General features: G+C 52.2%; 17 protein-coding genes, 1 tRNA gene, 1 rRNA gene and 1 pseudogene. 3 read left to right on the top strand and 17 right to left on the bottom strand.

The annotated features are described in order from the left end of the window. Nucleotides 1-139 precede the first annotated feature (139 nt). The 6 genes from KKH3_RS21105 to pepQ form a co-directional block, all read right to left on the bottom strand. Nucleotides 140-215 (bottom strand) — tRNA-Glu (locus tag KKH3_RS21105). A gap of 140 nt (nucleotides 216-355) precedes the next feature. Then, a 16S ribosomal RNA gene (locus KKH3_RS21100) occupies nucleotides 356-1,896 on the bottom strand. Nucleotides 1,897-2,285: 389 nt separating this feature from the next. Further along, nucleotides 2,286-2,825: a menaquinone-dependent protoporphyrinogen IX dehydrogenase gene (gene hemG / locus KKH3_RS21095; RefSeq protein WP_039364246.1), complete on the bottom strand. Its 540-nt coding sequence runs from the start codon at nucleotides 2,823-2,825 to the stop codon at nucleotides 2,286-2,288. A 21-nt stretch (nucleotides 2,826-2,846) separates the two neighbouring features. Further along, nucleotides 2,847-4,298 (bottom strand): Trk system potassium transporter TrkH, encoded by a 1,452-nt coding sequence (gene trkH / locus KKH3_RS21090; RefSeq protein ID WP_039364242.1) that lies wholly within the window; start codon nucleotides 4,296-4,298, stop codon nucleotides 2,847-2,849. A gap of 42 nt (nucleotides 4,299-4,340) precedes the next feature. Further along, nucleotides 4,341-4,952 carry an IMPACT family protein gene (locus tag KKH3_RS21085; protein WP_039364241.1) on the bottom strand — a complete coding sequence of 204 codons (612 nt, stop codon included), beginning with the start codon at nucleotides 4,950-4,952 and terminating at the stop codon, nucleotides 4,341-4,343. Further along, complete coding sequence (gene pepQ / locus KKH3_RS21080; RefSeq protein WP_039364239.1) at nucleotides 4,952-6,283, bottom strand: Xaa-Pro dipeptidase; 1,332 nt, start codon at nucleotides 6,281-6,283, stop codon at nucleotides 4,952-4,954. The genes KKH3_RS21085 and pepQ overlap by 1 nt, the downstream gene beginning before the upstream one ends. A 185-nt stretch (nucleotides 6,284-6,468) precedes the next feature. Between pepQ and fadB the strand changes: the two genes are divergently transcribed. Further along, nucleotides 6,469-8,658, top strand: a complete 2,190-nt coding sequence (fadB, locus tag KKH3_RS21075; protein ID WP_039364237.1) for a fatty acid oxidation complex subunit alpha FadB — start codon at nucleotides 6,469-6,471, stop codon at nucleotides 8,656-8,658. 11 nt (nucleotides 8,659-8,669) lie between these two features. Continuing rightward, entirely contained in the window at nucleotides 8,670-9,833 is a 1,164-nt protein-coding gene (fadA, locus tag KKH3_RS21070) for an acetyl-CoA C-acyltransferase FadA (protein ID WP_039364235.1), read from the top strand. A gap of 93 nt (nucleotides 9,834-9,926) precedes the next feature. Here fadA and fre read toward each other — a convergent pair whose 3' ends face one another. Both fre and ubiD read right to left on the bottom strand, forming a co-directional pair. Continuing rightward, nucleotides 9,927-10,628: an NAD(P)H-flavin reductase gene (fre, locus tag KKH3_RS21065; protein ID WP_039364232.1), complete on the bottom strand. Its 702-nt coding sequence runs from the start codon at nucleotides 10,626-10,628 to the stop codon at nucleotides 9,927-9,929. Between the two features lie 52 nt (nucleotides 10,629-10,680). Continuing rightward, a complete protein-coding gene (ubiD, locus tag KKH3_RS21060) occupies nucleotides 10,681-12,177 on the bottom strand; it encodes a 4-hydroxy-3-polyprenylbenzoate decarboxylase (protein ID WP_039364229.1) in 1,497 nt (498 codons plus the stop codon). Nucleotides 12,178-12,377: 200 nt separating this feature from the next. On the opposite strand from ubiD, the gene rfaH reads away from it, so the two are divergent. After that, entirely contained in the window at nucleotides 12,378-12,866 is a 489-nt protein-coding gene (gene rfaH / locus KKH3_RS21055) for a transcription/translation regulatory transformer protein RfaH (RefSeq protein ID WP_039364226.1), read from the top strand. An 86-nt stretch (nucleotides 12,867-12,952) separates the two neighbouring features. Here rfaH and hemB read toward each other — a convergent pair. From hemB to rmuC, 9 genes and pseudogenes are all read right to left on the bottom strand, one after another. Then, nucleotides 12,953-13,935, bottom strand: a pseudogene (gene hemB, locus KKH3_RS21050) (porphobilinogen synthase). A gap of 56 nt (nucleotides 13,936-13,991) precedes the next feature. Further along, nucleotides 13,992-14,774 carry a 3'-5' ssDNA/RNA exonuclease TatD gene (tatD, locus tag KKH3_RS21045; RefSeq protein WP_039364224.1) on the bottom strand — a complete coding sequence of 261 codons (783 nt, stop codon included), beginning with the start codon at nucleotides 14,772-14,774 and terminating at the stop codon, nucleotides 13,992-13,994. Nucleotides 14,775-14,853: 79 nt separating this feature from the next. After that, nucleotides 14,854-15,606, bottom strand: coding sequence for a Sec-independent protein translocase subunit TatC (gene tatC, locus KKH3_RS21040; protein ID WP_039364220.1), 753 nt, complete (start codon nucleotides 15,604-15,606; stop codon nucleotides 14,854-14,856). A gap of 3 nt (nucleotides 15,607-15,609) precedes the next feature. Beyond that, nucleotides 15,610-16,200 carry a Sec-independent protein translocase protein TatB gene (gene tatB, locus KKH3_RS21035; RefSeq protein ID WP_039364217.1) on the bottom strand — a complete coding sequence of 197 codons (591 nt, stop codon included), beginning with the start codon at nucleotides 16,198-16,200 and terminating at the stop codon, nucleotides 15,610-15,612. A gap of 3 nt (nucleotides 16,201-16,203) precedes the next feature. Continuing rightward, nucleotides 16,204-16,464, bottom strand: a complete 261-nt coding sequence (gene tatA / locus KKH3_RS21030; protein WP_039364213.1) for a Sec-independent protein translocase subunit TatA — start codon at nucleotides 16,462-16,464, stop codon at nucleotides 16,204-16,206. An 82-nt stretch (nucleotides 16,465-16,546) separates the two neighbouring features. Then, complete coding sequence (gene ubiB, locus KKH3_RS21025; protein ID WP_039364209.1) at nucleotides 16,547-18,187, bottom strand: ubiquinone biosynthesis regulatory protein kinase UbiB; 1,641 nt, start codon at nucleotides 18,185-18,187, stop codon at nucleotides 16,547-16,549. Further along, nucleotides 18,184-18,807: a ubiquinone biosynthesis protein UbiJ gene (gene ubiJ / locus KKH3_RS21020; RefSeq protein ID WP_039364205.1), complete on the bottom strand. Its 624-nt coding sequence runs from the start codon at nucleotides 18,805-18,807 to the stop codon at nucleotides 18,184-18,186. Before ubiJ ends, ubiB begins: the two co-directional genes overlap by 4 nt. 12 nt (nucleotides 18,808-18,819) lie before the next feature. Then, nucleotides 18,820-19,575: a bifunctional demethylmenaquinone methyltransferase/2-methoxy-6-polyprenyl-1,4-benzoquinol methylase UbiE gene (gene ubiE, locus KKH3_RS21015; protein ID WP_010283801.1), complete on the bottom strand. Its 756-nt coding sequence runs from the start codon at nucleotides 19,573-19,575 to the stop codon at nucleotides 18,820-18,822. 187 nt (nucleotides 19,576-19,762) lie between these two features. Then, nucleotides 19,763-21,322 (bottom strand): DNA recombination protein RmuC, encoded by a 1,560-nt coding sequence (rmuC, locus tag KKH3_RS21010; RefSeq protein ID WP_039364202.1) that lies wholly within the window; start codon nucleotides 21,320-21,322, stop codon nucleotides 19,763-19,765. Between the last annotated feature and the right edge of the window lie 235 nt (nucleotides 21,323-21,557).

Below are 21,557 nucleotides of genomic sequence, written 5' to 3'. Positions count from 1 at the left end.
TTACTGTGTGTCAGTATGTTCAGCTGTCATGTTTCAATTTTCAGCTTGTTCCAGATTGTTAAAGAGCAATATCGTAAACATGACTCCGAAGAATCATCTTTAAGATATTCATGATAATGTCTTTCACTCATTATCGGATTGGCGTCCCCAAGGGGATTCGAACCCCTGTTACAGCCGTGAAAGGGCAGTGTCCTAGGCCTCTAGACGATGGGGACACGAAAAATCCGTACCGAATCAGAAATCCGGCACTATCGCGTCAGCATGAGTTTACACTCATCGCATCAACAGGTGCGCTTGCTCAGTATTTTCATCAGACAATCTGTGTGAGCACTTCACTCAACACACATCTTCTTGGTAAGGAGGTGATCCAACCGCAGGTTCCCCTACGGTTACCTTGTTACGACTTCACCCCAGTCATGAATCACAAAGTGGTAAGCGCCCTCCCGAAGGTTAAGCTACCTACTTCTTTTGCAACCCACTCCCATGGTGTGACGGGCGGTGTGTACAAGGCCCGGGAACGTATTCACCGTAGCATTCTGATCTACGATTACTAGCGATTCCGACTTCATGGAGTCGAGTTGCAGACTCCAATCCGGACTACGACGTACTTTATGAGGTCCGCTTGCTCTCGCGAGGTCGCTTCTCTTTGTATACGCCATTGTAGCACGTGTGTAGCCCTACTCGTAAGGGCCATGATGACTTGACGTCATCCCCACCTTCCTCCGGTTTATCACCGGCAGTCTCCTTTGAGTTCCCGACCGAATCGCTGGCAACAAAGGATAAGGGTTGCGCTCGTTGCGGGACTTAACCCAACATTTCACAACACGAGCTGACGACAGCCATGCAGCACCTGTCTCACAGTTCCCGAAGGCACTAAGGTATCTCTACCGAATTCTGTGGATGTCAAGAGTAGGTAAGGTTCTTCGCGTTGCATCGAATTAAACCACATGCTCCACCGCTTGTGCGGGCCCCCGTCAATTCATTTGAGTTTTAACCTTGCGGCCGTACTCCCCAGGCGGTCGATTTAACGCGTTAGCTCCGGAAGCCACACCTCAAGGGCACAACCTCCAAATCGACATCGTTTACAGCGTGGACTACCAGGGTATCTAATCCTGTTTGCTCCCCACGCTTTCGCACCTGAGCGTCAGTCTTTGTCCAGGGGCCGCCTTCGCCACCGGTATTCCTCCAGATCTCTACGCATTTCACCGCTACACCTGGAATTCTACCCCCCTCTACAAGACTCTAGCCTGTCAGTTTTGAATGCAGTTCCCAGGTTAAGCCCGGGGATTTCACATCCAACTTAACAGACCGCCTGCGTGCGCTTTACGCCCAGTCATTCCGATTAACGCTTGCACCCTCCGTATTACCGCGGCTGCTGGCACGGAGTTAGCCGGTGCTTCTTCTGCGGGTAACGTCAATCGATGAGGTTATTAACCTCACCGCCTTCCTCCCCGCTGAAAGTGCTTTACAACCCGAAGGCCTTCTTCACACACGCGGCATGGCTGCATCAGGCTTGCGCCCATTGTGCAATATTCCCCACTGCTGCCTCCCGTAGGAGTCTGGACCGTGTCTCAGTTCCAGTGTGGCTGGTCATCCTCTCAGACCAGCTAGGGATCGTCGCCTAGGTGAGCCATTACCTCACCTACTAGCTAATCCCATCTGGGCACATCTGATGGCAAGAGGCCCGAAGGTCCCCCTCTTTGGTCCGAAGACATTATGCGGTATTAGCTACCGTTTCCAGTAGTTATCCCCCGCCATCAGGCAGTTTCCCAGACATTACTCACCCGTCCGCCGCTCGTCACCCAGAAAGCAAGCTCCCCTGTGCTACCGCTCGACTTGCATGTGTTAGGCCTGCCGCCAGCGTTCAATCTGAGCCATGATCAAACTCTTCAATTTAAGATTTGTTTGATTTGCTGAACTCGTCAGCGATGCTCAAAGAATTAAAACTGTTTATTCGTAATGAATTTACTGTTGTTCACTCTTCAAGACTTTTTATATCGTCAAGATACGGTCTTGTGAGTGCCCACACAGATTGTCTGATTATATTGTTAAAGAGCAGTGCCACTTCATCGGTGGCGCGGGCTGCATATGCTATGCCAATCCGCTTTAAAGTCAAGTCATTACTGACTGCTTTCGTAAATCTTTTTCCTGTCACCACAACCGCGTGTCGCTGTTGCCGTGTCAGTGGAGGCGCATTATAGGGACTTCTCGGCGGCTGACAAGTGCTAAATGCAAAATAATTACCGAATGAGGATTTTTTCAGCAAAGCGAATTAAAAGACATCGTTATGCCGGATTTTTCACCGCCAATTGGGCGAAATCCTGTGCGAAACGGGCAACCTGCTGCCAGTCTGTATATTCAATCTCTTTAGTGCTATCCGTTTCACCGCCCGTCATACGCATAATAAGTTGAATCATTACCCGATCGAACCAACGATAACGCGGATAACGCAGCGCCCCCGCGAACACACAACACAGATCCGGTTGCCAAGGAGAATTCAGTAAAAACTTACGCGTATAGGCATTGGTTTGTATTGTGCGCTTTTCTGGCTTACGTGCAGTGAGGTTCACTGAGAAGAACGCGCTGGGCATCTGTTGCAGAGAAACCAAATGCTTATGGATAAATTGATTTACCGCAGGATGAAAGCGCCCGTACCGAACCGATGCCCCAATCAGAACCCGATCGTATTGGCCCAGATCGATATCATTCGTATTGAGTACGTTAACAACATCGCACTCCAAGACTCCTTTCAGCGTATTCGCGATATAGGAGGCAATCGCTCTTGTTTGCCCATCCCGACTCGAAAACACGATCAAAGCTTTCATTGTTCTTTATCCTTATGAGGACTATTCCCGCCAGAAGGTTGGCGTAAACAGCACTAAAAGCGTGAAGACTTCCAAACGACCAAACAGCATTGTCAGTATCAGAATCCATTTCGCCGTATCATTCATCGACGTAAAATTCTCCGCGACGACACCCAGACCTGGCCCCAGATTATTCAATGTGGCAGCGACCGCAGCAAACGCGGAGAAATCATCAACGCCTGTCGCAATAACGGCCAGCATGCTGACAATAAAAACGAGCGCATATGCGGAAAAGAATCCCCATACGGCCTCAAGGATGCGTTCCGGTAATGCCCGATGGCCGAGCTTGATCGTATAAACCGCATTCGGATGCACTAAACGCTTAAGCTCACGCGATCCCTGTAGAAAAAGCAGCAAAATGCGAATCACTTTCAAGCCGCCCCCGGTTGAACCTGCACACCCGCCAATAAACGCGGAACACAGAAGCAAAACGGGCAGAAAAAGTGGCCACGATGCAATGCTATCCGTCGTAAACCCTGCCGTTGTCGCCATAGAGACAACTTGGAAGAATGCCTGATTGATCGTCTGCATCCCGCTGTCATAAACGTGGTGGAACCACAGGACAATCGTACACACGGCCACCAGCGACAGCTGCACAAAAATGAACATGCGGAATTCAGGGTCACGCCAGTATACCTTCAGGCTGCGCCCGCTCAGCAGAGCAAAGTGCAAACCAAAGTTACAGCCGGAAATCAGCAGGAATACCGCGATGATGGTGTTGATTGTTGGACTGTTAAAGTAGCCAATACTGGCGTCGTGGGTGGAGAACCCTCCGACAGACACCGTAGAGAAGCTGTGCCCAATTGCATCAAATACCGGCATGCCAGCCAGCCAAAGCGCGACGGCGCAGGCAATCGTCAGTAAGAGATAGATCAGCCACAGCGTTTTTGCCGTATCGGCAATACGCGGGCGCATTTTGTTTTCCTTCAACGGCCCCGGCATCTCCGCGCGATAAAGCTGCATCCCACCAACACCAAGAATCGGCAGGATGGCAACGGCGAGTACGATGATCCCCATCCCACCAAACCATTGCAGCATTTGTCGATAAAACAGGATGGCTTTAGGCAGTGAATCCAGCCCAACCAGCGTGGTGGCACCCGTTGTCGTTAAACCAGAGAACGATTCGAAAAAAGCATCCGTTACGCCCAAATTAGGGTGTTCAGCAAACAGGAAAGGCAGCGCACCGACGCTTCCCAGCACCGTCCAGAAAAGGACGACGATCAGAAACCCTTCACGAGATTTCAGTTCATGCTTCTGTTTGCGGTTTGGTAACCACAGCACGATGCCAATCGCCAGCGCGACAATAAAGGTCTGCGTAAACGCTCGGCCTGCGCCATCGCGGTAAATTAACGCCACCAGTCCGGGAATAACCATCGTCCCGGAAAAAAGGATAACCAACTGGCCGACAATACGGGTTATGGCGCGCAAGTGCATCGCAGGGAATTCCTTAATGATTCATAAAAAGCGCTGGGATTATTATGGAATCGGCAATAAATGCAACGCACCGCGACTTAAATCACGCAATTTTGTTGCCGCTTCCTCGGTTACCCTAACGGGGATAGAGAACCGCAATACAACTTCCACGCCATACTCACTATGCAGCACTTTCCCGCCAAGCTGGAAGATCAGTGATTCCACCTGAGGCAACAGTGCATAGTCACAGTGTAAGCCATACTCTTTTTGCAATACTTTCTCTTGCAGCGATAACAGCTTCAGCGCTTGCTGGACCCCACCGCCATAAGCCTTCACCAGCCCACCCGTACCCAGCGGGATTCCGCCATAGTAACGTACCACCACAGCCGTAATCTCACCGATACCGCTTCCCATCAGCTGCGACAGCATCGGTTTGCCCGCCGTGCCGGATGGCTCGCCATCGTCAGAAAAACCAAGCTGCTGGGAATCGTTGGGCGCACCTGCAACAAACGCCCAGCAGTGATGCCCCGCCGAGGTATGTTCTTCCCTGACGTGCTGGATAAACGCTTTGGCCGCGTCGATTCCCGGCGTTGCCGCCAGGATCGTCGTAAAGCGGCTTTTCTTGATTTCCTCGCTGAAGCTCACGGGTGCAGCAGGAACGGGATAAACTTGCATCAGGCCAGATTCAGGTCGCGCGTCATGTTCTCCACGCGCCCTTCATGAATGACAATATTATCTTCGATACGGATACCGCCAAACGGCTTCAACGCCTCGATTTTTTGCCAGTCAACATGCTGACTCAATTCGCCCTCACGCCACGGCGCGAGCAAGGATTCGATGAAATAGATTCCCGGTTCGATCGTCATGACCATGCCAGGTTCAAGCACGCGAGTACAACGCAGGTAAGGATGCTGCGACGGTGCCGCCAAATGTGTGCCGCGATCGTCTTGCATAAATCCGGCGACATCATGCACCTGCAAACCCAGCGGGTGGCCAAGACCGTGCGGCAGGAAAGCCGACGTGAGCCCCTGCTCCACCATAGCTTCTTCGCTGATATCCCGCACCAGCTGATGCGATTTCAGCAGCTTCGCAATCCGCTGATGCATCTGAATATGGTAATCGGTATAACGCACTCCCGCCTGAATAGTATCAATCAATGAAAGCATTTCCTGATTGAGATCTTTAATTAGCAGGGCAAAGGCGCCATCGCTCTGTGCGGAATAGGTACGGGTAAGATCGGCGGCATAGCCGTTATATTCCGCCCCTGCATCAATCAGGAAGCTGCGGACATCGGAAGGCACCTGATGATCGAGCTGGGTATAGTGCAACACCGCGGCATGTTCATTGAGCGCGATGATATTGCCATAAGGCACATCAATATCACGATGACCAGTTGCCGTCAGATATGCCAGATTAATATCAAACTCGCTCATGCCGGACAGAAATGCTTCGTGCGCGGCACAATGACCGATAACGGCCGTCTTCTGTGCTTCACGCATGCAGGCCAGCTCGTAATCGGTTTTGTAAGCGCGATGATAGTGCAGGTAATCCAGCACACCCTGAGGGTTAATATTATCCGCACGAATGCCCAACTCCTGCGCACGCTGCGGGGCGTAGCCGATATAGGCAACACGCTCACGCTGCGATGGCAGACATTGGCCGATATCATCGGCATTCCGTAGCACGGAAATCTCAATCTCTTCAGTCCAGAAACTCTCCGGAACCGGCGCTACGTTATGCCAGTAATCAACAGGTGAGTAGAACCACAGCTTCGGCGGGTTAACACCGTCAACCCATAACCAGCAGTTCGGCACCTGCGTGACGGGCACCCAGGCTTTAAATTGCGGGTTAACTTTGAAAGGGTAGTCGTGATCGTCCAGAAAAACGGTCAATAATTCACCAGAGTGAATCAGTAATGCGTCAAGCTGATGGCGCGCTAAAACCGCCTGAGCACGCGTTTGCAGCGTAGCCAGATGGTGATGATATAAAGAAGCCAGCTTTTCCATGAGTATCCTTGTACGTCACGACATGATCTCTCCATTTTAACACAGGCATTCCTCAAGGGCAGCGTCCGGTGCTTTGTGATCGATTCGGCAAAAAATTAATCTCTTGTTTGCAAAAAATTAACATTAAAACCACAATTCGATTATCTGGTCATACCAGATCACTCACACAAACAGCGGAGATGAACATGCTTTATCAAGGTGAATCCCTCTACCTTAACTGGCTTGAGGACGGCATTGTCGAGCTGGTATTTTCTGCCCCTGGCTCCGTAAACAAGCTCGATACCCGCACCGTTGCCAGCCTGGGTAAAGCGCTGGACGTTCTGGCAGAACAACCGAACCTGAAGGGGTTGCTGCTACGTTCTGACAAACCGGCATTTATTGTTGGTGCCGATATCACGGAATTCCTTTCTCTTTTTGCCGCACCGGCCGAAAAGCTGCATGAATGGCTTGTCTTCGCCAACCGCATTTTTAGTCGCCTTGAGGATTTACCTGTTCCCACGCTGTCCGCGATTAATAGCTATGCGTTAGGCGGCGGGTGTGAATGCGTACTGGCAACCGACTTTCGTTTAGCAACGACGGATGCACGCATCGGTCTGCCTGAAACCAAACTGGGGATCATGCCGGGCTTTGGCGGCACCGTTAGGCTACCACGCCTGCTGGGCGCAGACAGCGCGCTGGAGATCATCGGCGCAGGTAAAGATATCAGCGCAGCCGATGCCTTAAAAGTGGGACTGGTACAGGCCGTTGTCACCAATGAAAAGCTGATTCCCGCCGCCATCAAGATGTTGAAACAGGCGATTGACGGTTCACTGGACTGGCAGGCTTACCGACGTCCGAAGCTTGACCCGCTGAAGCTCAATAAGATTGAAGCCATGATGAGCTTTACCACCGCCAAAGCGATGGTGCTGCAAACCGCTGGCAAGCACTATCCCGCACCGATGCTAGCGGTAAAAACCATCGAAGCCGCCGCGACCATGACGCGCGATGACGCATTGCAACTCGAAACACAGCATTTTGTTCAACTGGCACGCTCAAATGAAGCTCGCGCACTCGTCGGTATTTTCCTAAACGATCAATATGTTAAAGGAAAAGCGAAGAAACTGATTGGCGAGACATCCGTGCCGCAGCACGCCGCCGTGTTAGGTGCGGGCATTATGGGTGGTGGCATTGCCTATCAATCCGCGTTCAAAGGCGTGCCGATTCGGATGAAAGATATCAACGAGAAACCGCTCGCGCTGGGGATGAATGAGGCAGCCAAGCTACTGAATAAGCAGATGGAGCGTGGCAAGCTGGATGGAATGAAAATGGCGACGATTCTGGCGAGCATTCAGCCAACGCTGGATTATTCCGGGTTCGAGCGTACCGACATCGTGGTTGAGGCCGTAGTGGAGAATCCGAAAATCAAAGCCAGCGTACTCGCGGAAACGGAATCGCACGTGAGTGAGAATACGATTCTGGCTTCGAATACCTCGACCATCCCGATTGCTACGCTGGCGGCATCGTTAAAACGACCGCAAAATTTCTGCGGGATGCACTTCTTCAACCCGGTACACCGCATGCCGCTGGTCGAAATTATTCGCGGTTCCAAAACCAGCGACGGCACCATCGCCAGCGTGGTGGCTTACGCCAGCAAGATGGGAAAAACACCGATAGTCGTGAACGACTGCCCCGGATTCTTCGTGAACCGGGTGCTATTCCCCTACTTTGCAGCGTTCAGCCTACTGCTCAGGGACGGTGCCGATTTCCGCGATATCGATAACGTCATGGAGAAAAAATTCGGTTGGCCGATGGGGCCGGCCTATCTGCTGGACGTTGTCGGTATTGATACCGCTCACCATGCTCAGGCCGTGATGGCTGAGGGCTTCCCACAGCGCATGGCGAAAGATTATCGCGATGCGATTGATGTGCTGTTTGAACACCAGCGCTTCGGACAGAAGAATGGTCACGGCTTCTACCGTTATCAAACCGATGGCAAGGGGAAGTTGCGTAAAGAACAGGATGAGGCTGTCGAAACACTGCTTAAGGACATCAGCCAGCCGAAAAAAGCGTTCAGTGCAGAAGAGATTATCGCTCGCATGATGATCCCGATGATTAATGAAGTCGCGCGCTGTCTGGAAGAAGGTATTGTCGCTAGCCCCGCCGAAGCGGACATGGCGCTGGTATACGGGTTAGGTTTCCCTCCCTTCCACGGCGGAGCTTGCCGCTATCTGGATACACTAGGCAGCGAACACTACGTCGAGATGGCGCAACAATTGGCGCACCTCGGTGCAATCTATCAGGTGCCTGACGGCTTGCAGCAAAAAGCCAAAAGTAATGAAGGCTATTACCCATCGGTCGCGCCACACGCGGACGTTTCTTACGGCCAACCGGCATGAGGGCAGGAAATATGGAAAAGGTAGTGATTGTTGATGCCGTACGCACGCCGATGGGGCGCTCCAAAGGCGGAGCCTTCCGTCAGGTGAGAGCCGAAGACCTGTCCGCACACCTGATGCGTAGCCTGTTGACCCGTAACGCAGCGCTGGATGCCCGTGAGATCGACGATATCTATTGGGGATGTGTGCAACAGACGCTGGAGCAAGGCTTCAACGTCGCCCGTAATGCTGCTTTGCTGGCAGAAATTCCGATGAATGTCCCCGCCACCACGGTTAACCGGCTGTGCGGCTCCTCCATGCAGGCGCTCCACGATGCGGCCCGTGCCATTATGGTTGGCGACGCGAATGTCTGCTTAATTGGCGGCGTCGAGCATATGGGACATGTGCCGATGAATCATGGCGTCGATTTTCATCCGGGGCTGAGCCGCACCATAGCTAAAGCGGCGGGTATGATGGGGCTCACGGCCGAGATGCTGGGGCGTATGCACAATATTAGCCGTGAGATGCAGGATCAGTTCGCCGCACGTTCGCACCAGCACGCCCACCGCGCCACCCAGTCAGGAGCGTTTCGTCGTGAAATCATCCCCACGGCGGGCCATGATGCAGACGGCGCACTGCAACGCTTCGATTATGATGAGGTCATTCGCCCAGACACCACCGTCGATAGCCTTGCCGCACTCAAACCGGCATTCGATCCGGTTAACGGTACGGTGACAGCCGCGTCATCCTCGGCGCTGTCCGATGGCGCAGCAGCCATGTTGATCATGAGTGAATCCCGCGCGGCATCGTTAGGCTTATCCGTACGGGCTCGTATCCGGGCGATGGCCGTGGTTGGCTGCGATCCTTCGATTATGGGTTACGGCCCCGTCCCAGCGACCAAACTGGCGTTGAAACGGGCAGGACTAAGTCTGACCGATATCGGCATCTTTGAGCTCAATGAAGCATTCGCCGCCCAGACGCTACCCTGTATTAAAGATCTGGGGCTTCTGGAACAGTTGGATGAAAAGGTCAATCTTAATGGCGGCGCGATTGCGCTGGGTCATCCGCTCGGCTGCTCAGGCGCACGCATCTCTACCACGTTGATTAATCTGATGGAAAGTCGCGATGCTCAGTTTGGCGTGGCGACGATGTGCATCGGGCTGGGACAGGGTATTGCGACCGTATTTGAGCGCGTCTAAACACAGGAAAGCTCTGTCAGAGAACGGCTAGAAACCAAAAATCCCACAGCCGTGGGATTTTTACTTGCTTATGTCTTACTGTTATCGACTGCTTTAAATAAACGAAAATGCGTCGCTGAACATATGCGCTGTCAGCGCACCGCGCTCGTTACAAAAACGTTCACGGGCAATTTTCGCCATTTCAAAGCGACCAGCAATATAGATATCCTGCTCTGCCAGTGAGCCGTAGTCCTGCAATACCGCGCTCAGAACGGTGCCCGTTCTGCCATCCCATCCCTCTTCTGGCTGTTCGACGACTGGCACCACCCGCAGATTGGGGTGCTTAGCCGCAAAGCCTTCAAGCTCGGGTAAGTCATACAAATGCTGGGATTCACGTCCACCCCAGTAAATAGCGATATCGCGCTCGGGTTGCTGCGACAGCGCGGTCAGCAGGATAGAACGCACATACGAAAATCCGGTTCCACCCGCAATCAACACCAGCGGACGCGTACTCTCTTCCCGCAGCCAGGCTTCGCCATGCGGGATATCGACCGTCAGGGTTTTTTCCTTGTGAATGCGTTCCATTACCGCCATCGCGTAAAGATTCAGTTCGGACGCCCCAATGTGCAATTCAATAAAGTTTTTATCCATCGGGGTCGATGCCAGTGAAAAAGGACGTTTATCTCGATCGCCCATCACCACCATCAAATACTGGCCAGCCCGAAAGGAAAACGGCGCTTCAGGTAACAAACGAACGCGATAAACCGTATCGGTTATGGCTTCGACCGAAGTCACTTTACAGCTCAATGTTGTCATGCATTCCCTCTATAGGGTCATAAAAGCAAAACTGAGAACAGGGCAGCAGCCGTTAACGCCGGGGCTCTCTGTCACTAAAAATGGCCAATTCGTCCCACATTTCATCAATGCGGGCACAAACCTGTGGGTCTTTCTTGATGGGGTGACCCCACTCGCGCTGCGTCTCGCCAGGCCATTTATTGGTGGCGTCCAGACCCATTTTGGAGCCAAGGCCAGAAACTGGCGAGGCAAAATCAAGGTAATCTATCGGCGTATTTTCTACTAATACCGTATCGCGCGCCGGATCCATACGCGTCGTGATCGCCCATATCACGTCGTTCCAGTCACGCGCATTAACGTCATCATCGCAGACAATGACAAATTTCGTATACATGAACTGGCGTAAAAAAGACCACACACCCATCATGACGCGTTTAGCATGGCCCGCGTACTGTTTCTTCATGGTAACGACCGCCAGACGGTAAGAGCAACCCTCCGGTGGCAAATAAAAATCGACAATCTCAGGAAACTGCTTTTGCAGGATCGGCACGAAAACTTCGTTCAACGCCACGCCCAAAACAGCAGGTTCATCCGGTGGCCGGCCGGTGTAAGTCGAGTGATAAATGGCATTCTGGCGCTGAGTAATATGCGTAACGGTGAAAACCGGGAAGTGATCGACTTCATTGTAATAGCCGGTATGGTCGCCATACGGCCCTTCCGCCGCCATTTCTCCCGGTTCAATATAGCCTTCCAGAACAATTTCCGCACTGGCGGGCACTTCCAAATCGTTCGACAGGCACTTCACCACTTCAGTCTTATGCCCACGCAGCAACCCCGCAAAGGCATATTCCGATAGCGTATCAGGCACGGGCGTCACCGCACCGAGGATCGTCGCAGGGTCAGCGCCCAATGCGACAGACACCGGAAAACGCTGCCCTGGATTTTCCTGACACCACTCCTGAAAATCCAGTGCGCCGCCGCGATGAGATAGCCAACGCATGATCAGTTTGTTTTTACCCAGCACCTGCTGACGATAGATTCCCAGATTCTGCCGCTCTTTAAGCGGCCCGCGCGTCACGGTAAGCCCCCAGGTAATCAGCGGCGCGGCATCTTCCGGCCAGCACTGCATCACCGGAATCCGGCGCAGGTCAACGTCATCTCCCTGCCAAATCTGTTCCTGACACGGCGCTGAAGACAGGCGCTTCGTCGGCATATTCAATACCTGACGGAACTTCGGCATTTTATCCACCAGATCGCGGAACCCTTTGGGTGGCTCCGGCTCTTTCAGAAACGCCAGCAGCTTACCCACCTCACGCAGCGCGCTGACTTCTTCCTGCCCCATTCCCAACGCAACCCGTTTCGGCGTGCCAAATAAATTGCACAGCACCGGCATGTCATAGCCTTTGGGGTTCTCAAACAGGAGGGCGGGGCCTTCCGCACGTAGCGTTCGGTCAGCAATTTCCGTCATTTCAAGGTAGGGATCGATGGGCTGGGTAATACGTTTTAACTCCCCTCTCTCTTCCAGCAGTGAGAGGAACTCGCGTAAGTCACGGTATTTCATGCTATTCATCGGGGGCAGTCTATCGTTCTGGCTATTATAAAGTCTCTTCGCCAACCTGTCGCTTCCCGCAACGCCTATTTATGGTAAGAATCTGCTCACTATCAAGAATCCGATCGCCAAAATATGGTAACAAAAATATCTGCCGAAAATTTTTTATCCGTGCTCGCTTTTGTTATGCTTGCTCGTCGGAATCATAAGTCTGCGAAATTATGGAAGCCTGGTACTTACTGTATTGTAAACGTGGTCAACTGCTGCGAGCGAAAGAGCATCTGGAACGTCAAGATGTCACCTGCGTGAGCCCGATGATCACGCTGGATAAGATCGTTCGTGGTAAACGAACGGAAGTGTGTGAACCGCTGTTCCCGAACTATCTGTTTGTGGAGTTCGATCCCGAACGCATCCACACCACCACCATCAGCGCGACGCGTGGGGTGAGTAACTTTGTGCGATTCGGTGCGCTGCCGGCGACCATTCCGCAGCAGGTTATTGATGAATTGTCACTTCGCCCGATTCAGGGAATCATTGACCCACTGACGCCACAACCCGGCGATAGCGTGGTCATTACTGACGGTATTTTCTCTGGTCTTCAGGCTATCTACACCGAGCCTGACGGCGAAGCTCGCTCGATGCTGTTGCTGAATATGTTGAACAAACAGGTCAGGCAGAGCATTGATAACCGTGAGTTTCGCAAAGCCTAATCCTTTGAAAACATAGCCCTTTGAAAAAATAGCCCAACGCTCCTTGCCTACCCGGCGCGTTTATCCCGCGCCGGATGAGAACAGACTTAGCGTTGCATATGTTGATCGTGCAGCCACTGTGCGACACGCTTAGCAAAATAGGTCAGTACCCCATCTGCACCCGCACGCTTAAAGCACAGCAGAGACTCCATCACCACCGGTTGCTCTTGCAGCCAGCCGTTCTGAATCGCCGCCATGTGCATCGCATATTCGCCAGATACCTGATAAGCAAACGTCGGCACACCGAACGACTCTTTGACGCGACGCACCACGTCCAGATAAGGCATCCCTGGTTTGACCATCACCATATCCGCCCCTTCCTGCAAATCCTGGGCGATTTCCTGCAAGGCTTCATCGCTGTTGGCTGGATCCATCTGGTAGGTTTTCTTGTTACCACCTTTTAGATTGCCAGCTGAACCCACGGCATCACGGAAAGGCCCGTAATAGCACGATGCATACTTAGCTGAATACGCCATGATCTGGGTATTGATCAGATTCTGCGCTTCAAGGGTGTCGCGAATAGCGCCGATGCGGCCATCCATCATGTCGCTAGGCGCAATAATTTCTGCCCCGGCTTCTGCGTGGGACAGCGCCTGACGCACCAAAAGCTCCTTGGTGACGTCGTTAATCACATAACCATCCGCATCGATAATCCCGTCCTGCCCGTGTGTGGTATAGGGATCGAGCGCCACATCCGTCAGCAAACCCAGCTCTGGGACGGCGTCTTTCAGCGCGCGGATCGTGCGAGGAACCAGACCATCCGGGTTATAGGCTTCTTCGGCATAGAGTGATTTTTTATCCGCTTCAATAACGGGGAACAGCGACAGTACCGGAACGCCGAGCTTAGCGATCTCTTCGGCTTCTTTCAGAAGCACGTCGATAGTCACCCGGTATACCCCGGCATTGAGGGAACTTCCTGACGATGATTTGTCCCTTCCATCACGAAAATGGGATAAATCAAATCATTCACCGTCAGTTGATTTTCAGCAACCAGGCGACGGCTGAAATCATGGCGACGAATGCGGCGCATACGTCGGCCGGGGAAAGTGCCGGGAAAAGCAGTGCTCATGTCATTATTCTCCTGAATCAGGCCAGCCGGAAAACCCGGCGGGCGTTTTCATCTGTTGTCTGTCCCAACCATGTGGCATCTTCTCCACGCCACTCCGCAATCTGGCGAATAATATGAGGCAGATAACAGGGTTCGTTACGGCGGGAGGCCGGTTTAGGGCGTAAATCCCGAGGTAACAGATAAGGTGCATCGGTTTCCACCAACAGCCGATCGGCAGGAATATGCGGCAATAAGGCACGTAGCTCTAGCCCGCGACGCTCATCGCAAACCCAGCCGGTAATGCCAACCATCAGTCCCGCGGCCAGACATTCATCCAATTCATGACGATTGCCGGTAAAGCAGTGAACCACGGCGGCAGGTAACTGACCCAGCCACGGCGTCAGCAGAGAGATAAAGCGGGAATGGGCATCACGGCAGTGAAGGAAAACCGGCATAGACCGTTCGGCCGCTATCGCTAACTGCGCACTGAATGCCCTCTCCTGCTCTTCGGGAGTCGAGAAGTTACGGTTGAAATCCAACCCGCATTCGCCAATAGCAACCACGCAGGCGGCGCTTGCTATATGATTCAGCTGTTCAGCGATGGCGTCATTCCATTGGCTGGCATCATGCGGATGAACGCCCGCCGTTGACCAACAGTAATCGGGATAGGCTTGCGCCAGTAACATGGCCTGATGGCTTTCCTGGGCGTTGGTTCCGGTGATCAAGATGCCACGGACACCCGCTTGCTTTGCCCGGATGACGACCTGCTCCCGGTCTTTTTCAAACTGAGAACTGGTTAGGTTGACACCGATATCAAACATGACTCTCACTCTGGCGAATAAAAAAATAAGACCTCTCAAAGAGAGGTCATTTTACCGTTCTGCCGCAGGGAACCGTTCGTTACTGCGATGGCTCTTCCGTTTCAGACCGGCGGCCTTTGCCAACATAAAACCGCGCGAAGAAGACACCGATTTCAAACAGCAGATACATCGGGATCGCCAGTAGCGTCTGTGAGAAAACGTCCGGCGGCGTCAGTAGCATCCCAACAACGAACGCCCCGACCAAAATATAAGGGCGTTTTTTCTTCAGATCTTCTGGCGTCACCACACCACTCCAGCAGAGCAGCACGATGGCAACGGGCACCTCAAACGATACGCCGAACGCCATGAACAGCGCCATAACAAAATCGAGGTAATTATTAATGTCGGTCGCGATCAACACACCAACCGGCGCGGTTTTGGCAAAAAAGCCAAACGCCAGTGGGAACACCACAAAGTACGCAAACGCCATGCCCGAATAAAACAGCAGGCTGCTGGATACCAGCAACGGCATCATTAAGCGACGTTCATGTTTATACAGAGCAGGAGCCACAAACGCCCACACCTGATACAGCACCAGTGGCGCAGCGACAAACACGGAGACAATCATCGTCAGCTTTATCGGTGTAAAGAAAGGCGAGGCGACATCGGTCGCGATCATGCTGGCACCCACAGGCAACTGCTTGATGAGCGGTGCAGAAACCACTTGGTAAATATCATTGGCAAAGAACACCAGCACAATAAATACCGCTAGTACACAGAGAATACTGTTCAGTAGCCGCTTGCGTAGCTCAATCAGGTGGCTAATTAGCGGTTGAGTATCTTCATCGGCCATAAACTAACGACTATCGCTCGGTTGGCGGGCAGAAACAGTAGAAGACTGGGACTGCTCAGGTTTGACATTATCATTACCGACAGCGTCATCACTTGTGGCATTGCGACCATCATGGTGATGTGCAGCAGCACCGTTTTCAGGCTTCTGCTGTCTGTCTGCTGGACGTACTGCGGTTTCCGCTTCGATCACCCCATCGTAGGCCGCTTCAGGATCGTTTAACGGGGTGTTGCGTTGTGATTCCGCCGCCGCACTATGATCATCTGACTTTTGGTGATCATCTGAATTTTGCGGTGACGATGGCTCGGTATAGCCACGTTTCATCGCTTCTGCCGCCTCTTTGAGTTCATCCATTGAGGCTTTCAACTCTGGCGACAGATTCTGCAAACTGGCTTTTTCGACTTTCTTCAGACTTTCCTGAAACTCCTGGAGTTTCAGCTCCTGCGACAGCTCATTCTGAACCGTAGACGCCAGCGAACGCAGCGTCCTGATCCAACTTGCAACCGTTCTGACTGCCACAGGCAACCGCTCCGGTCCGAGGACAATCAGGCCGAGAACCATCACCAATAGCAGTTCACCAAAACCGATATCGAACACAGATTACACCTGCTCTTTATGCTGGCTCTTCGTTTCGCCCGGCTTGACGTCTGACTGATTGTCAGCGATAGACTTGGTAGAGAAATCCGCATCTGGCTGCGTTTTGTCTGCACTAGTAGACGGCTGATCGTCACCCATCGCTTTCTTAAAGCCTTTGATGGATGCTCCCAGATCCGAACCCAGCGTTCTCAGCTTGTTGGTTCCGAACAGTAAGATGACGATGACTGCGATAATCAACAGGTTCCAGAGACTAATACCACCCATAACATTTACCTCTTTTCAAAAAGGGGAACGACAGAATTCTCGTTATTATATCGGGTAATTCTGACGTGCATCATGATCTGCTTCAACGAGTTCGACGCCAGCCGATAATCCAGGCAACAATTCCTGCTGCCATCAACCCCGAGGGAGCCATATCGGCTTCAACACGGCTGATGAGTAACAACGTACCACTGATTAGCAGCGTTGCGCCAATACCCAAAAGATATCGTGACTGTCCTTGACGAGACTGCTGCGCCTTCAACTCATAGGCCAGTTGATCGACGCTTTGTTTTAACATCTTATGCTGGCGTAGCCCGTCATAAAATAATTCAGGCACTTCCGGTAATTTTTCAGCCCAGAACGGTGCCTTTTCTTTAAGCGCACGGAAAACCGCAGGCAAACCGACCTGCTGTTTCAGCCAGTTTTCCAGAAACGGCTTAGCGGTTTTCCACAGGTCGAGCTGCGGATAAAGCTGCCTACCCACGCCTTCGACATACAGCAGCGTTTTTTGCAGCAATACCAGTTGAGGCTGTACTTCCATATTGAAGCGACGCGCCGTATTAAACAAATTCAATAATACATGGCCGAACGAAATTTCCGCCAACGGCTTCTCGAAGATCGGCTCACAGACCGTACGTATAGCAAACTCAAAATCTGCAACATTGGTGTCTGGAGGCACCCAGCCCGAATCCACATGCAGTTCGGCAACTTTGCGATAATCACGGTTGAAGAAGGCAATAAAATTCTCAGCCAGATAGCGTTTATCTTCTTTGTTCAACGAACCGACGATACCGCAATCAATACCGATGTATTGCGGATCTTCCGGGTGCTCGTGGCTGATAAAGATATTGCCGGGATGCATATCTGCATGGAAGAAACTATCACGGAACACCTGCGTGAAGAAAACCTGAACGCCGCGTTCTGCCAGTAACTTCATATCCGTGCCATTGGCCGTCAGCGCGTCAACATCAGAAACAGGAATACCGTAGATTCGCTCCATCACTAACATGCTTTCGCTGCAATAATCCGAATAAACTTCCGGCACATACAGCATCGGGCTGTTCTCAAAATTACGCCGCAGTTGGATAGCGTTTGCCGCTTCTCGCAGCAAATTCAGCTCATCAAGCAGCGTTTTTTCATATTCCAGCACCACTTCGCGCGGACGCAGACGGCGACCATCCGGCAACAGGTGAGGCAACCAACCCGCCAGACGTTTCATCAGGCGCATATCCGCTTTGATGACAGGCAAAATATCCGGGCGGATGACCTTGATAACGATCTCTTTTCCCGTACTTTTCAGGCATGCGGTATGCACCTGTGCAATCGAGGCAGAGGCCAGCGGTTTAATATCAAAGTCATCAAACCACTCTTCCAGAGGGATTCCCCCCATCGACAGCTCAATTTGCTCACGCGCCAGCTTGCCATCAAACGGCTCAACCTGATCCTGCAACATCGCCAGTTGATCGGCGATGGCTGGTGGAAACAGATCGCGGCGTGTAGACATCATTTGTCCGAACTTAATCCACACCGGCCCCAGCTCCTGAAGCGCCAAACGCAGGCGCTCCCCTAAAGGCATGTCGCGGTGACGATTGGGCAACCAGAACAGCAGACGACGACCCGCACGCAGCGGAAGCGTCAGTCGCATTTTAGGAATAAGCTCGTCCAGACCATAGTCCAACAGCACACGCACAATGCTATAAAGACGGCGTAATTCACTGGGCGTCATCGTAAAGCCTCCAGCTTCGCCAGCCGTTCGGACAACGTATCGGCGGATTTATCCAGCGCAACAATTTCCTCATGGAACCAGGCATTTTCCAGTTTTCCCGGAGCTAGCCGCCACTCTTCCGTTAACGTCTCGGACAGGAAATGTTGCTGCTGATGTAATGACCGTCTCAGGAAACTCAGGGTTTTCTGTGCCGTTTGGGTAAGACCCTGAGCAACAATATCGCCCAGATAGGGGGACAACCACTCCGCCGGATCGAACTCCGCCAGATCAAACAGCACGATGAACTGCTGAACGACTTGAATATCGCCCTCTATCACCAGCTCGCCGCTGCGCATCAGTGACGATAGCTGTTGACGATCGCGTAATTTCATCAGAACCGGAACACGTGTTTTCAGGCAGCAATCAGCAGGTTCGCCCCATTGGCTAATAACGTCCAGCCGCTGTTCGTTAAACACCAGCACCAAAGGCACATCCAGTTCAGCCAACTCGATCTGAAGTGTTTTCCCCTGTAAGCGCTGACGGGCAGACTTCATGCTGCGATCACAAGCAACCGTATCGTGAAAAAGCAGCTGATTCAGCGCGGTTTCCAGCGTAGCAGTCAGAAAAGACGTTATCAGCATTGGCGTTTCCAATCAGAATTTGAACCCACGATGCAGCGCAACGATTCCACCGGTGAGGTTGAAATAATTAACACTGTCAAAACCGGCATCGATCATCATCCCTTTCAGCGTTTCCTGATCGGGATGCATGCGGATAGATTCCGCCAGATAGCGGTAGCTCCCAGCATCACTCGCCACGGCTTCGCCAATCCTCGGCAGGATATGAAATGAATAGGCATCATAAACGGTGCTCAGCTGTTTAATGATCGGCTTGGAAAACTCCAGCACCAGCAACCGACCACCCGGCTTCAGCACGCGGTACATTGAGCGCAGCGCTTTGTTTTTGTCCGTCACGTTGCGCAGACCAAAGGAGATAGTAATGCAGTCGAAGAAGTCATCAGGGAACGGCAGCGCTTCAGCATTGGCCTGCACGTAGTTGATGTTGTCGATAATGCCTTTGTTACGCAGTTTTTCGCGGCCCACTTTCAGCATTGATGCGTTGATGTCCGCCAGAATGACCTCACCACCTTCTCCCACCATACGGGAGAATTTGGCAGTTAAATCCCCAGTTCCTCCGGCAAGATCGAGAACACGCTGGTTACGTCTTACCCCACTGCATTCGATAGTGAAACGCTTCCAGACACGGTGGATACCAAAGGACATCAGGTCATTCATCAAGTCATACTTTGCTGCGACAGAATGAAAAACCTCAGCCACCATGACTTCTTTTTCATCCCTGGCGACAGTCCGAAAACCAAAGTCGGCCGTTTTCTCCTGCTCACTTGCCATCTTATCCGCCTACTATTTCAGTCAAATTTCGGGTCTACCCATTTATGATGAGAGTGTACCAGACCCGTATAAAAACCCCACTGCACTAATTTCGCCTAGCCTGGTGCCAAGCTCACGAAATCCATACTCATTTATATCCGTCATACTTCAAGCTGCTTGTGCGTTGGCTTCACGCAACTCGAATTGTTTAGGATAGGTTACGGGTCGCTAAGGAGGATTCCCCTTCTTCTCCTTCCGTTTTTACGGCAGGAGGAATAGCATCGGGCGCGACAGAACCCGGTAATTCATCGTGTTCAGCGTGCTCATGGGCCGTTGCTTTTTCGGCCAATGACGGGCTGATCGTGCGTTTAATTTCGACCCCCAGCGCACGGAACCCCTCAGCCTGGCCAATAAGGTTACCACGCCCAGAGGAAAGTTTATTCATCGCCTGACGATAAGTGCCCTGCGCTTTATCCAGACTCTGCCCCAGCGCTTCCATATCGTCTACGAACAGCCGCAGTTTATCGTACAGCCGAGACGCTTTTTCAGCGATCTGTTGTGCATTGCGGCTCTGCTGTTCATAGCGCCATAAATTATTGATGGTACGTAATGCCACCAGCAGCGTGGTCGGGCTGACCAGCATAATATTGTGCTTTAACGCCTCGTTGATCAATTCGGGCTGGCGATCGATAGCAACCAAAAAAGCAGGCTCAACGGGAATAAACATCAACACGTAGTCTAGCGAACGCAGACCCGGAAGCTGTTGGTAATCTTTGCTGCTCAACTGCCGAATATGGCTGCGAACTGAGAGCAAATGTTCGTTCAGCGCCACACTACACTCCGCGTCATCGTCACTATTGAAATAGCGCTCGTAGGCCACCAGCGACATTTTGGCATCGATCACGACATCTTTGCCCTGCGGTAAACGCACAATGACATCCGGTTGCAAGCGGCTATTGACCCCCGTCTGCACGCTAACCTGTGTTTGGTATTCATAGCCTTCACGCAGACCGGAGGCTTCCAGCACACGGCTTAACACCACTTCTCCCCAATTGCCCTGTGTCTTATTGTCGCCCTTCAGTGCTTTCGTCAGGTTGATGGCTTCATGTGCCATCTGTGCGTTCAGCTTTTGCAGATTGCGAATTTCATGCGCCAATGTATGACGTTCGCGCGCTTCTGCGCCAAAGCTGTCTTGTACCTGGCGACGGAACCCATCAAGCTGCTCACGCAGCGGCATCAGCAGCTTATCCAGACTCTGTTTATTTTGTTCATCCACCTTACGACCACTGTGTTCAAAAATCCGGTTCGCCAGATTCTCAAACTGTGTCGTCAACCGCTGTTCGCTGTTTGCCAGCAGCCGCTGCTTCTCTTCCGCCGCTATACGGGTTTCTTCCAACCGAATGGTGACTTCCCGCAGCTCCGCTTCCTGCGCGCTATTGATTTCACGCAACGTTCGCAGTTCCTGATTTAACTGCACGCACTCCTCACGGAGTTCACCGAGCTGTTGCAGCTTTTCATGGCAGGCAGAGAGTTGAGCGTGAGTCGTGCGCAGTTCTAGCTCGTTTTGCCGCAGCCTTTGTTCGTCCTGCTGCTTTGCCTGCTGTTGTTCGCTGAGCGACTGCTGAGTCTGGTGCAATGTCTGCGCCAGCAACCGCTGTTCGGTGTCATGCTGCGACAGCTTCTGCTGATGAATCAGGCTGGCAATCAACCACCCGACGAGTAGCCCGACCGCACTGCCGCCAAGACCATAAAATATGCTGATATCCACTTTGCCTCCGCCGGCCTTTCACGCTGTCGGTCAAGGTAAAATGATACTGTATGGATGTCCAGAAACAATTCCGGTTGGGAAGACGCTGAGCAGAAAAATGCGAGCCGCATTCCATATGAACAGGGATAGATGATAATTTGCAGAAAAATCAGATCGGTAACGTTGGGGGAACGGAAGGTACAGCTTAAATCTATTCCAGTAGGCGTTATTGGTGCAGCCAGTTTGGACTCGGACA

This window comes from Pectobacterium actinidiae (assembly GCF_000803315.1).
Taxonomy (GTDB): Bacteria; Pseudomonadota; Gammaproteobacteria; order Enterobacterales; family Enterobacteriaceae; genus Pectobacterium; species Pectobacterium actinidiae.
This window is presented reverse-complemented; position numbering and strand designations above follow the sequence as displayed.